Annotated in this window: 15 protein-coding genes; 10 read left to right on the top strand and 5 right to left on the bottom strand. The window is 32.8% G+C overall.

The features are described 5' to 3' along the window. Positions 1-303 precede the first annotated feature (303 nt). Entirely contained in the window at positions 304-858 is a 555-nt protein-coding gene (locus tag CD30_RS17705; RefSeq protein WP_036179979.1) for an NADPH-dependent FMN reductase, read from the top strand. Positions 859-996: 138 nt separating this feature from the next. After that, positions 997-1,179 carry a hypothetical protein gene (locus tag CD30_RS17700; protein WP_036179977.1) on the top strand — a complete coding sequence of 61 codons (183 nt, stop codon included), beginning with the start codon at positions 997-999 and terminating at the stop codon, positions 1,177-1,179. 140 nt (positions 1,180-1,319) lie between these two features. Here the strand turns inward: CD30_RS17700 and CD30_RS17695 are convergent, their stop codons facing one another. Genes CD30_RS17695 through CD30_RS17685 form a run of 3 tightly spaced genes read right to left on the bottom strand, consistent with a single transcriptional unit; the run spans position 1,320 to position 3,068 of the window. Then, positions 1,320-2,456, bottom strand: coding sequence for a zinc-dependent alcohol dehydrogenase (locus CD30_RS17695; protein WP_036179975.1), 1,137 nt, complete (start codon positions 2,454-2,456; stop codon positions 1,320-1,322). A gap of 27 nt (positions 2,457-2,483) precedes the next feature. Continuing rightward, a complete protein-coding gene (locus CD30_RS17690) occupies positions 2,484-2,846 on the bottom strand; it encodes a spore coat protein (protein WP_036179974.1) in 363 nt (120 codons plus the stop codon). Between the two features lie 15 nt (positions 2,847-2,861). Continuing rightward, positions 2,862-3,068, bottom strand: a complete 207-nt coding sequence (locus tag CD30_RS17685) for a hypothetical protein (protein ID WP_036179973.1) — start codon at positions 3,066-3,068, stop codon at positions 2,862-2,864. A 138-nt stretch (positions 3,069-3,206) separates the two neighbouring features. Between CD30_RS17685 and CD30_RS17680 the strand changes: the two genes are divergently transcribed. Both CD30_RS17680 and CD30_RS17675 read left to right on the top strand, forming a co-directional pair. After that, complete coding sequence (locus CD30_RS17680) at positions 3,207-3,851, top strand: SDR family oxidoreductase (RefSeq protein ID WP_036179971.1); 645 nt, start codon at positions 3,207-3,209, stop codon at positions 3,849-3,851. 9 nt (positions 3,852-3,860) lie between these two features. Beyond that, the gene (locus CD30_RS17675) at positions 3,861-4,283 is read left to right on the top strand and encodes a VOC family protein (protein WP_036179970.1); all 423 of its coding nucleotides are present in this window, start codon (positions 3,861-3,863) and stop codon (positions 4,281-4,283) included. Positions 4,284-4,739: 456 nt separating this feature from the next. Here CD30_RS17675 and CD30_RS17665 read toward each other — a convergent pair whose 3' ends face one another. Further along, a complete protein-coding gene (locus tag CD30_RS17665) occupies positions 4,740-5,744 on the bottom strand; it encodes a nucleoid-associated protein (RefSeq protein WP_036179964.1) in 1,005 nt (334 codons plus the stop codon). 212 nt (positions 5,745-5,956) lie between these two features. Here CD30_RS17665 and CD30_RS17660 point away from each other — a divergent pair, with 212 nt between their 5' ends. The 3 genes from CD30_RS17660 to CD30_RS17650 all read left to right on the top strand — a co-directional run bounded on the left by CD30_RS17660 (position 5,957) and on the right by CD30_RS17650 (position 9,702). Beyond that, on the top strand, positions 5,957-8,173 hold the full coding sequence (locus CD30_RS17660) for a YcdB/YcdC domain-containing protein (protein ID WP_235802089.1): 2,217 nt from the start codon (positions 5,957-5,959) through the stop codon (positions 8,171-8,173). 204 nt (positions 8,174-8,377) lie between these two features. Further along, positions 8,378-8,656: a hypothetical protein gene (locus CD30_RS17655; RefSeq protein ID WP_036179958.1), complete on the top strand. Its 279-nt coding sequence runs from the start codon at positions 8,378-8,380 to the stop codon at positions 8,654-8,656. Positions 8,657-9,009: 353 nt separating this feature from the next. Further along, positions 9,010-9,702, top strand: coding sequence for an AIM24 family protein (locus tag CD30_RS17650; protein WP_036179955.1), 693 nt, complete (start codon positions 9,010-9,012; stop codon positions 9,700-9,702). A gap of 94 nt (positions 9,703-9,796) precedes the next feature. Here the strand turns inward: CD30_RS17650 and CD30_RS17645 are convergent, their stop codons facing one another. Then, positions 9,797-10,615: an EcsC family protein gene (locus CD30_RS17645; protein WP_036179953.1), complete on the bottom strand. Its 819-nt coding sequence runs from the start codon at positions 10,613-10,615 to the stop codon at positions 9,797-9,799. Positions 10,616-10,775: 160 nt separating this feature from the next. Between CD30_RS17645 and CD30_RS17640 the strand changes: the two genes are divergently transcribed. From CD30_RS17640 to CD30_RS17630, 3 genes are all read left to right on the top strand, one after another. Then, positions 10,776-12,332 (top strand): hypothetical protein, encoded by a 1,557-nt coding sequence (locus tag CD30_RS17640; protein WP_036179949.1) that lies wholly within the window; start codon positions 10,776-10,778, stop codon positions 12,330-12,332. Positions 12,333-12,477: 145 nt separating this feature from the next. Then, complete coding sequence (locus tag CD30_RS17635) at positions 12,478-13,296, top strand: VanW family protein (protein ID WP_036179946.1); 819 nt, start codon at positions 12,478-12,480, stop codon at positions 13,294-13,296. A 120-nt stretch (positions 13,297-13,416) separates the two neighbouring features. Then, positions 13,417-14,079 carry a reverse transcriptase-like protein gene (locus CD30_RS17630; RefSeq protein WP_036179943.1) on the top strand — a complete coding sequence of 221 codons (663 nt, stop codon included), beginning with the start codon at positions 13,417-13,419 and terminating at the stop codon, positions 14,077-14,079. The last annotated feature ends 118 nt before the right edge of the window (positions 14,080-14,197 follow it).

Below are 14,197 nucleotides of genomic sequence, written 5' to 3'. Positions count from 1 at the left end.
TGGTTCATTTCACCCAGAAAAATTGTTATTTATTCCGAGACTCTATAATTGATACATTTTCATTCATGTTCATGTTATGTTGGGAATTTACCTATATATAGGTCTTTGACTATCTAAGTAATGTGACTCCTACAAAAACTACCAATTTTAAAATTCTTCCTAACATTCTTTTTATAAAATTAGACATTTGATTGAAAATCCTTTTTGTCGTCAAAGCTTAATATGTTGGATAAAGTAGATTCCAATTCCTGAAGATATTCAGGAGCAATATTTACTTTAATAAAAGGGTAGGTTGAAAAGATAATGGTAAAAATCGCGTTAATCAGTGGTAGTTTAAGAAAAGACTCAGTATCAACTAAAATTGCAAAAAACGTCGGTGAATTATTTCCTACAGGCTATGAAACCGAATTTATAGAGATCGGTCAACTGCCTTTATTTAATGAAGACTATGAACAAGAAGGGAATACACCTGCAGAATACACTGCCTTTCGTAATAAGCTTAATGAAGTGGATGCAGTTTTGTTCGTAACACCTGAATACAATCGTTCATTTTCGGGAGCCTTAAAAAATGCACTAGACGTTGGATCACGACCATATGGACAAAGTGTTTGGAATGGCAAACCCGCAGCAGTAATAAGTCAATCACCTGGAAATTTAAGTGGATTTGGTGCCAACCATCATTTACGCCAAGTTCTTGTATTTTTAAATATGCCAACTGTACAACAACCGGAAGTATATCTTGCAAATTCTTTCGAGTTATTTGATGAAAGTGGTAAATTTAATAATCAAGGTACAATTGATTTCTTACAATCCTTCGTCAATACATTTGTTGACTTAATCAATAAATATAAAGGATAAGGACATAAAAAAGCAGGAGCATTCAGAGTAAATTTTTGAATGCTCCTTTTAATAAAAATTAGAAATTATTTTCTATAAATATTTAAAGTATAAAAATTTCGTCCTGACTCACACTAACTTTTGTGGAGGTGATAAGTCATGGATAGAAACAACAACAGAAACAATCAAAATCAAGAAAATGAATTTGAAAACAACCGTAATCGTGAGGAGTTCGCTGAAGACTTCAACATCGAACGCAACCGTAATAAAAACTTAAACAACAATAATAACAACAATAACAACAATAACAATAACGAAAATAACAACAATAATAACCGATAATTTATTTATAATTAATTCAGTATTACTCTGAACTGAACCTCTAATTGTTTACGTTTTTTAAGTGACAGTTAGGGGTTTTGTTTTGCCATTTTCAAAATAAAAAAAGCAACGCGATAAAATTACCACGTCACTTCCTTAACTTAAGGCTTTAAAACTACTTTAATACAACCATCTTGTTTCGTATCAAAAATTTCATAACCATGTTTTGCTTTATCGAGTGGAAGGACATGGGTGATGATATCGCTTGGATCAACTTTACCTTCTGCAATCAAATTATAAAGGTAGGGCATATAATGAATAACAGGTGCTTGTCCTGTTAAAATACTTACGTTTCTTTGGAAAATATCACCGAGTGGGAATGCATTGTAACGTCCACCGTACACACCAGTTACTTGAATCGTACCGCCTTTTCTAACTGCTTGACTTGCAATAATTAAACCACCTAACGCTCCACTTTGTAGCTTAACACCACTTGCGAGAAATTCAAGTGGAGTCATTTTTCCACTCATTCCAACACAATCAATGACGACATCAGCGCCGCCTTTTGTCATTTCTCGTAAATACTCACCACAATCTTCATGGTCTTCAAAATTAACAATTTCCACTTTGTTTGTTTTCTTAGCATGATTTAATCGATAATCGATGTAATCTACTGCAATTACACGTTTGGCACCCTTCAACCAAGAAAATTTTTGAGCCAGTAAGCCAATTGGGCCACATCCTAAAATAATAACAGTATCACCTTGTTTAACGCCCGCATTATCTACACTCCAAAAGGCTGTTGAAACCGCATCTGCTAGTAGTACTAAGCTTTCATCAGGCACTTCACTATCATCAGGGATTTTGAAGGGGGTGAAATTTCCATAGGGCACGCGCATATATTCTGCTTGTCCACCTGGGTAGCCACCTGTTGTATCCGAGTAGCCAGGGTATGCACCCATTTCACCATTTTGATTTGCATGATCACACTGGCTTTCTAAATGGTTGTTACAGAACCAACATTCACCACATGCGAAATTAAATGGGATAATGACACGATCTCCTTTTTTCACCTTCGTAACATTTTTACCGACCTCTTCAACAATCCCCATTGGTTCATGGCCAATGATATAATCTTCACCTAAATTTGGGATCATACCATGAAGTAAGTGTAAATCCGATCCACAAATGGCTGTGGTCGTTAATTTAATAATAATATCATCAGGGTTTTTAATTTCTGGATCTTTTACTTTTTTCACTTCAACATTTTTAATTCCTTGGTAAGTGACAGCTTTCATGATTGAGAGACTCCTTTATGTTTAAATTTATTTCTTTGGTGGAGTAGGGAATAGTCCTTTTCGATTAGAGTTTTTCGGGAATAGCTCTAACTTTGCAATGCTAATGGCATTTTCTGCAGCTTTAATATCGAGTTCTTTTTGACTATCTAAATCAAATGGCTTTAACCATTCTTTTTTCATCATCAGTTCTGTAATTTCATCATATAAGTCAAGCATGACATTCAATTGTATTTTCATAAGTTTTCGCAAAGAAGGAGTTGACGTTTCAGTAATTGCAATGGCAAGATTTCGAATACCTGTTTTTGTTGTTAATAAAAACTCTAACGCAACGCCAGAGTCTGTGAGTTCAGGCATATTTATAGAATTAATTGGATCTAAATAATCTTTCATTTGTAGTACCTCCGATTATTCTAATTCCGATTTTGAATAAAGTTTGATCATCGCGGCTAGGGCAGGTTCTGTTAATTTCACGTTTTTATCTAAAAGCTCTTTTAAATCTTGATCAAAAACCACCCCTTGGCTCAATTTCGACTTCAATAAACTTACTGTCATAAAATTAATTAACTCATGAAATTCCATCGTCTCGTGGGCTGCAAACTTCTTTTCAAACAACTTAAACCCTCCTTAAATTTCCTTTAAAAATGATTTCCTTTTAGACTAACAATTATTCACAGTTGAAGTCGGTTATTTTGAATTACAAAGTGACCTATGAAATAATGGATAAAAAATGGTAGGAAAGGGGTCATTATAATGAAAGTTCTTGTAGTGGGTGCAAATGGGCAAATAGGTAAACATGTAGTTCAACTATTAATGGAAAATAGCGAGTATAGTGTTCGTGCCTTCCTTCGAACAGAACAGCAAGTCCAACAATTTACTCATTTAGGCGTTGAAGCGGTAATCGGAAATTTGGAAGGAAGTGTAGTAGAGATTGCAGAAACTATAAATGGATGTGATGCGGTTATCTTTACAGCGGGATCTGGTGGACACACAGGTGCAGATAAAACCCTACTAATAGATTTAGACGGTGCTGTAAAAGTAATGGAGGCTGCTGAAAAAGTTGGTGCAACACGGTTTATCATGGTGAGTGCATTACAGGCGCACAATCGTAATAACTGGAATGAGAAAATTAAACCTTATTACGTGGCAAAGCACTATGCAGATCGAGCACTTATCCAAAGTAATTTAACTTATACTATCATTCGACCTGGCGGATTGTTAAATGAACCCGGAACAGGAAAGGTTACAATAGGTGAAAACCTTGATAGAGGATTCATTGCACGGGAAGATGTTGCTAAAACGATTGTTACTGTATTAAACGAAAAAAATACCTTCCTTAAGGCGTTTGATCTTGTATCCGGGAATACGCCTATAATTGATGCAGTGAAGCAAATTTAGGAGGAGACAATGGAGCCAAGAATTTCGGTTATCACTTTAGGGGTAGATGATTTACAAAGGTCCTTCGCATTTTATAAAGATGGACTCGGATTTAAAACAGAGGGAATTATAGGGGAAGAATTTGAGCATGGAGCTGTTGCCTTTTTCGATTTACAAACAGGGTTGAAACTTGCAATTTGGGCCCGAAAAGATATTGCGTATGATACCCAGCTTAAAAAAACTCCACCGAGTCCCACTGAGTTTACACTTGGTCACAACGTTCGTAGCAAAATGGAAGTAGAAAAGGTAATGGAACAAGCAGAGAAGGCAGGTGCAAAAATAGTAAAATCCGCTCAAGATACGTTTTATGGTGGATATGCAGGATACTTTCAGGATCCAGATGGACATCTTTGGGAAGTAGTATGGAATCCAGCATGGGACTTTACGGAATAAAGAAAGGAGATAACAATTGCTCGTTTTTTTCAGTATTCTAATCATTATTATATCAGCTCTATTTTTTTTAATAGGTTACTCGTACTTCCATAATAGAGCTGAAGATCTTCTTATGCGGAGCTTAACAGGTAAAATTGAAAAGATAAGAGATAAAGAAGAATATAAAAAAATACAAGGGAAATATTCGATTTTAATGGGGATTTTCTTTTTAACCTTTCCAATTACTGTTTATTTAGTCAAGAGCCTGAATATAAATCCGAACTTTCTTTATCTATGGCTGTTCCTTTTTGCTTTCACAATAGTATTAAATGCTATTCAAGTAAGGAAATTTTATTAAATAAAAAGGCAATACATAGAGTAAAAAGGTCAACCAACAAGTGGTTGACCTTTTTATTAACGAACTTCATTTGAAGTAATCAAGATAAATTTTCCAGTTTATAGTAATCTCTGTTCTTTTTAAACTTCTTCATGAAAATAGATTTTATAATAATTGCGATTCGTTTTTTCATCAAATCCTATTTCGATTAATTCATTTACCTGCTCAATATTTTGAACGTTTACTTGTATTTCAATATTGGTATCCAGTTTTATTTTCCGTTTAAATGTTTTTTCTGCTTTAGCGATAGCAATTTCAGATATTGCTGTTTCATATGGCTTTACGCTATTAATAATAACATCCTTCTGAGTCGATTCTACATGATCAAAAACTTTATCGATATAATCATTTACTTGAAACTCTTCTTCATTTCGAAAATAATCGAGTGTTTTGTTCAGTAAACCAAGTTTCTCCGTGTTTGTATAGCTTTCTTCTTTTAAAATATATTTCTTACATTCTGTTAGTGCGAGATTTGTTTTGTGGAAATGTTCGTCAACGACCTTAATTTTTAAGAAACGCTCTTGCCAGTAGACGACATCCTCTTTCTTTTTTGTTTTTATAAATACGGCTGGTGATGCATCTGCTCCCATATCCACAATCACAGCCAAATTATTTAGTTTCCGTACATTTATTCCATCAATGCCGTTAACCGACATTTTGTTTTGATCATTTTTTACATCTAAAAATATTTCTTTATCTTCCATTTTCACAATGGCAAGTACCTTCTTAGCCTCCATATTCCATAAACAATTTTCAAACAAACCGATAAACAGTTCTCCGTTTTTAATATTTGGATGACCTGATGCACTATGGAGATGAGTTGCTATATTTTTTGATTGCTCTATAAAACTATCTGTCTGTTTAAAAATCCCCGTTATATATGTATACATCTCGTTCAAATTTATATCAGTTTCATGGAAGAATTCGAATTGCTCTTCAATATCAATTTTATTGAAGGCTAATTGAGTAAAAGCTGCTTCTAACATCATTTCAGGTTGTTGGTAACTTTCTTCACCTAATACAAGTCCATCTCCTACAAAATGAACGATATATTGTGTTAATTTACTTTCACTTACATCAAGCATAAAATCCACCCTTTAATCTTAGTTGTCGAAACAATAACATAACATATTTAAGTTCACGTTTTCATGTTATTTATAAAAATTGATACAAAACTTATCAAAGAATAAGTAAGCATTGCATATATATGTAATATTGGACAAAGTGTGGAAATTTGCTGGAATTCCTATTTCTCCAAAATGATTTATTTATTATAGGAGGGTTAATTTTGAAAAAGATGAGGAAGGTTGGAATCCTATTTACGTCAACGGCATTATCTCTAGGACTAGCCACATCAGTTGTACACGCACAAACGCAAGTGGGATCTCAACAAGATAAAATTGCTATTAAGGTACAATCAGCGGAAACAAATGTCTCAAAGACAGTATTTATTAAAAAATTAAAGGATTTATTTCCAAATCAGTTTAATTTCCTATCAGAAAATGACTTCCAATTAAGCAATGCTCATCATTATCCTGATGACGAAAGAATTCGTTATGACCTAAGCTTCCATAAAACAGTAGATGGAAAGGAAGCTTATGGTAGTGTCACATTTGTTGGGACTGATCTAGAAATTGAGAGCTTTTATTATGAACCTGTAAATGTAAAAGAAGCTTTGTTCCCTCCAAAAATTTCAAAGGATGAAGCACAAGAAATAGCCTTAAATCTTATTAAAAAACTGCCTAACGGAACTAATTACGAGTTAGATAAAAATTTAGACAATTACTATTCGAATCAATTAATTACAGATCCAATCCGTTATGAATTTACTTTTGTACAAAAAGTAAACAATATACCTGTTCAAGATAAACGTATCCAAATTACTGTTTTGGGAAATGGTGAAATTACACAGCTTTATCACTTTTCATCTCCTGGGGATAAAGCAACCTTTGACGATTCTAAAAAGGTAATCAGTGAGCAGACAATACTTCAAAAAATAAAAAATAATCTATCAGTCAATTTGAAGTATCGTATTAATTATGACTATTCTACTGGTGAGCAAGCAATTGATTTAGTATACCAACCTACTGTTTTATACGGTATTAATGCGCTCAGTGGAGATTGGCAAACAGCAAACGGATTTTCTAAAAATCCTCCTATAAAAGCAAATATTGAAAAACTGACGGCAAATCCACTCCCGCCAAAAGAAAATGGCATTACTGTTGAAGAGGCACGTGCAATTGCAAAACAGCTTCTTGAAATTGATTCGGAAAAAGTAAAATTAACAATCTTTGGTGTTGATGAATATGAAAATGAAAACGGACAAGCTATATTAAATATTAATTTTTCTTATGACTGGGAATACGGTGGCTTTGGATCTTCTTTTGAAATGAATAAGTCAACAGGTGAAATACTAAATTATCATGATGTAAAAAGTGAAGTTTTAAGAAATTTAGGTGAGACACCTGAAAAAGGGGATTTAACACAAGATCAAGGAGAACAAAAAGCAATTGAATATTTAAAACAGTGGGTCCCTTCTTATCTACATCAGTACGCAAAACCAATAGATGAGCCGTATCTTGATAAAGAAAGTGGAGTTTATCATTTTACTTTCCCTAGAGTTGTAAATGGAATTCTAGTTGATGGAAATCATATAAGTGTATCTATTGATTCTAACGGTGAATTATATAGTTTATTTGTACATCATCAGGAAAAAGGGGACTGGCCATCTGTTTCCAATATCATTTCAGCAGATAATGCGAAACAATTAATTACCGATTCATTAAGCTTAAAGCTTCAGTATATGAAAGATGGTAGTAATCCAAATTCTTCACACTATTCAATCGTATATACGCCAATTTATAATGGTGATGAGAGCAGCTTCCTAGACGCAACTACAGGGAAATGGAATAGTTTGTATCAAAATAAAGAATTCGAAAGAGTGACTCATCCGACGGCTGAAGAGGAGTTAAATTATTTAATTCAAAACGAAATTCTTAAAGTAGCTGATGTAAGTCAATTTAATGCAGATGCTTCTATCTCAAATGGGGAAGCTTTAAGTATTTTAGTAAAATCACTATCCTATTTCTATGTTTACGAAGTTCCTCAACAAGAAAATATTAATCAAACTTTTGAAAATATATCTCCAAATCATCCGTATTATCAAATTGTTGAACGCGCGGTACGAATGGGTATTCTTGATTCTAAAGATTCCTTTAATCCAAATGATACCCTAACGAGGGAACAATTAGCTGTATGGTATGTTCGAACTTTAGGATTAGATTTGGCTGCAAGAAATTCAAATATTTTCAAATTAACTATTGCTGATGCAAATAAAGTAAATTCAAAATATGTTGGATATGTTGCTCTAGCAAATGCAATGGAAGTATTACCAGCAAAAAATAATCTATTTGATCCAAAGGGTGAGGTAACTTACGCTGATATTGCAAGTTCGATTTTTGATTTATCTCATAAATTACATGAACGAGTTATACCAATAACACCATACTATTAAACAAGACAGCCTTTCGTAGAATTTACTACGAAAGGTTTTCATTTTTATTTAGAATGTAGCTTCAATATATTATTATTTGCAGCTTTGCAATTTAATTAGTTTACATAATATTTTTATGAATTATTATTACGCATATTTTATATGAAATGTAAAAATACTATGGTCTAGAACCATTTTAATTTTTAAAGGGAGGGTATAAGTAGCATGGCCAAACATTCAGATATAAGTTGGAAAAATGATCACCCAAGTACATTGTTTAGTAATTCTGTTCAAAAAGCTGATCGTGCAGTCAAGCAGGCAATGACACATCCAGAAGAAATAGCAGTAGAACATGCTTTTAATGCAATAGAACATGCTGAAAATGCACGTTTAAATGCAGAACAACATAATGAGCATATGGATATAGTAGAGCAGAATATAGAGTACCTTGAAACATTAAAAAAACAATTAGAAGATGTAGAGGATATCGTTGAGGAACAATAGCAAAAATAAGAACATGCTCTTTAAAACGAAGATTATATCATAAACATCAACCTTTAAAGTGACATTGATTAAAAATCAATGTTGCTTTTTTATATAGGAATTTTTTGAGTATTTATAGTTTCCTTTAAAGCGCATAATCAGTTCGTTGAATACTTGTTTAGAACGTTTATTTTTTGTATTTTATTGTTAATTTTACATAAGTTTGTTAATCTATTTATAAGGGAAATTTATCCTCCTTTTCAAAGATATTTGAATAACGATGAAATAAGTAGAATATGTTGAATGGAATATGAAGCATAGTTGTTGTTAGTCGTAAAATCAATGTCTTCATAAAATTTGAGAGGAGTTTTTGTGTGAGTAAATATTCAATTGCTGAATTAATTCAATCAACAGCACAAGAAGATAAAGAACAGGGATTCTTTGAATTAGAAACACCTCACATGTTAGAGGTGAATTTAAATGGACAGGTATGGGCAAAGGCTGGATCCATGGTTGCTTATAATGGAAATATAAAGTTTGAACGTGAAGGGTTCTTTGAACAAGGATTCGGTTCCATGTTTAAAAAGGCAATTTCTGGTGAAGGTACTACGCTTATGAAGGCGAATGGGCAAGGAAAATTATATTTAGCAGATGAAGGAAAAAGAGTGATAATCCTTGAATTACAAAATGAATCCATTTCTGTGAATGGTAATGACCTATTAGCTTTTACCCCATCCATTCGTCATGAAATCAAACTGATGAGAAAAGTTACAGGCATGCTGGCTGGCGGATTATTTAATATCCGATGTGAAGGTTCTGGCTTAGTTGCCATCACTACACATCATGAAGCATTAACATTACGCGTCACTCCTGGTAATCCAGTAATTACTGACCCTAATGCCACAGTTGCTTGGTCAGGTAATCTAGAGCCTCAGTTCCAAACGGATGTTTCATTTAAAACATTCATCGGACGAGGGAGTGGTGAATCGATTCAAATGAGATTTGAAGGTAACGGATTTGTTATTGTTCAACCATATGAAGAAGTGTATATGCAATCAAATAGTTAAAACGGATTAACTACCAACCGAAAAAACAATCCTTTTAGTAAAAAGAACGTCTTAAACCTTTTAAAATACTGGTTTAAGACGGTTTTTGTTTTAACTAATTCTCTAGCGTTACATCAATCTCCTGTAATCTATCTTGGATTCTTCTTTTTCGATATAACATAATACCTGCTTCAGATACATCCTTAATCATCCCCTTATTTGCAATAGCACCGAACAGCATACCAGCAATGGGAATCATTTGAAATAACTTTTTCCATCCAAACTGATCACGGTAGGTGAAGAATACTTCCTGCCAACCTTTTAATTGAGAAATCATTTCTTCAGAGCTATTAGTCTTTCCATTCATGTTAGCTAATTCTTTTAATATTGCCTCTTTCCCAACAATATCTGCAGAAGCAAATTGTAGGCATTTTACGATAAAAACTCGTTCAAGCTTATCCTTTGGGTCGTATCCATGTATAATAGCAATTTCCTGGAGTGTTTTAAGAGCATTTCCTAAAACTAATGGTATATCTACGACGAGGGTGAAAATACCTCCAAAACCTGTAGTTGCTCCTTGGGCAGTTGCAAATTTAACTCGTTCTTTTTTTAATTGGTCACTTATAATATTCATTTCTTTTATAGGGAGCTTTCCAATATCGTTAATGGTTTGAAGATCAAAATTGACTGTAGATTTTTGAATCTTCTTGATGATTGTTTGTTCATTAATTAAATATTTCCCACCTGTTTGAATGTAGCTTCCTAACTCATTCACAAGAATCCCTATTTTTTCTTGAATGAATTTTGGTGTGATTTTATCTAATAATTTAAAAGGGAGGCGTCCAAGTTTTTCCCAAAAGAATAATCCCTTTTGATCATTTTCCCAATCCTCTATTTCTTGTAAATAAACCTGTAATTCTTCTTTTGATTCCATATCTAAATTTTCCCACCTTTACTTATCTATACGTATGAAATGTCTACTTAGTTTCGTTTGAATTTGCTCAAATGGAACTTCTTTTTCTTCTCAGTCATTAAATACTCTCTTTCGGTAAAAATAAAATGAAAGTACATTATTCGACATAGGGAGTGCGATGATGGGAAAAAGTTTAAAAACATTACTACTAGCTGTTGTTATGCTGTTACTTTCAGCATGTATGAATAAATCCCTATATGATATTGATCGTAATACTATTCTTTTCCTTGAAAAGACGATTAATAACGAAAAACAATTATTTGTTCAATTTGGAGGTGGGGAAATTGTTGATGTTACCAATGATTTCATCAGCGATTCATATAAATCAAATAAAACAAACGATAAATTTTTATATCAAGATAATGATTTTGATCTTTACCTTGTAGAAAAGGGCAAGGAAAAAGTAAAAGTTGGTTCAGATATTGAAGGAACGTACAATTATCATCTTACAAACGATGGAAAGGTTATTTATTTGGATAGGGATGAAGAACTAATCCTTGTTACAACAAATCAAAAACAAATTGAGGTGGCCGATGATGTATTTGATTATCATTTAAGTTTAGATGAAAAATATGTTTCTTTTGTAAATAATGATGAGCAACTTTATATTGTTATGTTGGATGATCAAAGAAAAATCGAAGTTGCTTCAGATGTCTTTCTAATAGAACATATGTATACAGGAACGGATAACTATGTCTATTATATTAAAAATGATTTTTCACTATATAGAGCTGATTTAAAAGGAAAGGAAGAAAAAATTGCAGAAGATTCCAGTGTTTTAGAAGCAACTTCAGATGGTAATGTTTTTACTTATTTAAGTAATGATTTTAAGGATTTGAATTTATATGTCCGAGATAAACATTATAAGATTGCTTCAAATACAGCAGATGTTCATCTATTAGATGATGGTTCAAAGGTGCTTTATATCGATGAAAAAGCTGATCTTTACAGTTATGATGTTAAAGAAGAAAAGTCTACAAAGCTTGCTTCTAATGTTAATGTTCTTAACGTTAACAAAAATGAAATTCATTATTTAAGCTTTGATGATGAGTTGTATGTCATCAAGGGAAATGATAAACCAGAATTGCTAAGTGAAGAAATTAATGAATTAGGTAAATATAACAACGGTGATGTTTACTATATTACTAAGGATATGGAGTTGTATATTAGAAATGAAAAGGTGTTATCTGATTTTGAAGACTATCTATCATCAGCAAACAATCTATATATTTTAACGAATGATGAAAAGATTGGTGTTATTGAAAAAGGAAAGAAAAAACTCAAAATACTTGCCGAAAACATTCAAGAGTATTCAAAAATAGATGCAGAGTATTATACGATTTATGAAAAAGCTTTAACATTTAATGATATCGAAGGGTATTGGCAGAAAGAAAATAATTTCTTTGTGTCAATTGAAGAAGCTCAGGGGAAAACGACTACATTAGCGATGTATGACTTACTATATAATGATTCAGGCTACACAAATCTTACGTTAATCGATGCGGATTCTTCAAGAATCACAGCGAAAAATGAATATAGCTACGACAATATGCATTTAACTTTAATTGACGCCAATACACTTGAGTTATCTATGGAAGGGGAACAATCCATAATATTTACAAAATCAAGTATTGAAGAATTTATTGAACAACAAGAATTCTATGGCTATTTAGATTAATACTCATTTTAAGATATAAACAGGAGGGGAACAACTAATTATTCCTTTCTCCTGTTTTTTGGTATTTGTATATTCATTAGTTACAACCTCTAAACCATATATTAACAATTTGGAAAAGTTTTGTTAGTATGAATTAAAAGGGGTGATGATTATTCTATCAATGAAGCCAATAAAGAGAAGCTCATATCGTATCATGATGGGTAAAATCTATTTTCGATTGAAACGCTATATTGAATGGGTTAATGGGAGTAAAACCTATGCTTTATCAAAAAGCGATGATAAATTACAACACCTTATATATTCTCATAAAACGATTCTACGTAGAGAATTAAAAGATGTGGATATGCAATTACAACACAATAAAATACACAATTTGAATATTGCTACAAAAAAGCTTCATAAAGTTTTAATTAAGCCAGGAGAAACTTTTTCGTATTGGCGTTTAATCGGAAAGCCCACAAAGCAGAAAGGCTATGTAGAAGGGATGATTTTACATTATGGAGAAGTAAAGAGTGGGGTTGGAGGAGGACTATGTCAGTTATCGAATTTAATTTATTGGATGACTTTACATACACCGCTAACAGTTACTGAACGATATAGACATAGTTATGATGTGTTCCCAGACTCTAATCGAACCCAACCCTTTGGAAGTGGTGCAACATGTTTTTATAATTATTTAGATTTGCAAATAAAAAACGAGACGAACGATACCTATCAGCTTATCGTCTATTTGACAAATACTCACCTAGTTGGAGAATGGCGCTGTAATAATCCTATTCTAAAAAAATATGAAGTGTACGAAGAGAATTCGTTAATCACATTTGAGTACTGGGGAAGTTACATTCGACATAATACAATTCGTAGGAAAGTATTTAATTTAGATAATAAATTAATAGATGATCAGTTCATCACTGAAAATCATGCAATAATGATGTACGAACCTTTTATTGAAACAAATTCCTGATTATGAACAGGTCCGCTAGTAAAAGATAAAATAATAAGAATTACGTAAAATATCGCATCATGTAGACGGGTATAATAGAGGTATAGCTTATATTGGGAAATCCGACCTAGGAGGACGACTATGAACCTTATGATTGAGTGGATCTACAAAAGTAAAAATGGAACAGAGGTAGTATTTCATTCTGATTACATGCCAGCAGCACACGCATTAACAATTGGAGAAGATATTGAAAAATTAGGACGAGCAAAGAATTTAACTTATATCGATCAACACGACAGTACTTGGATGGCAAAGGAAATTAAAAAGTATTTAAAAGAAATGGAAACAGAGCCACATAACGTAAAGGTGTACTTTGACGGGGGATATGATATTCAAACAAAGCAGGCAGGCCTCGGTGTTGTAATTTATTATGAACAAAATGGAAAATGGTATCGTATGAGAAGAAATGCACCCGCTCAAGGCCTTGATTCAAATAATGAAGCTGAATATGCAGCGCTTCACTTAAGTATTGTCGAACTTGAATTATTAGATGTACATCACCAAGAGGTAACGTTTATAGGGGATTCTCAAGTAGTGATTAATCAAATGACCGGAGAATGGCCTGCTTATGAAAAAGAACTAGCAAATTGGGCAGATCGAATCGATGAAAAGCTTAAATCACTAGGTATCACACCTCAATTTGAGCTAGTACCTAGGAAATTAAACTCAGAAGCAGATAGACTAGCCACACAAAGTCTACAAGGGATTGATATTACCGGTCAAATTGAATTGCAGGAAGAATAGTTCTTAGAGTTCTGAACAATAACACGAATAGCATCCAAAAGGCAGAACAACTATAAAGCATTGTTTCTGCTTTTTCTGTGAAAATAAATCAAACCTTCGGTCTTTGAATAATACTATT

Origin of the sequence: Ureibacillus massiliensis 4400831 = CIP 108448 = CCUG 49529, from assembly GCF_000772965.1 — a bacterium.
GTDB classification, from domain to species: domain Bacteria; phylum Bacillota; class Bacilli; order Bacillales_A; family Planococcaceae; genus Ureibacillus; species Ureibacillus massiliensis.
The sequence above is the reverse complement of the archived record's forward strand: the minus strand, read 5'-3'. Positions and strand labels throughout refer to the sequence as shown.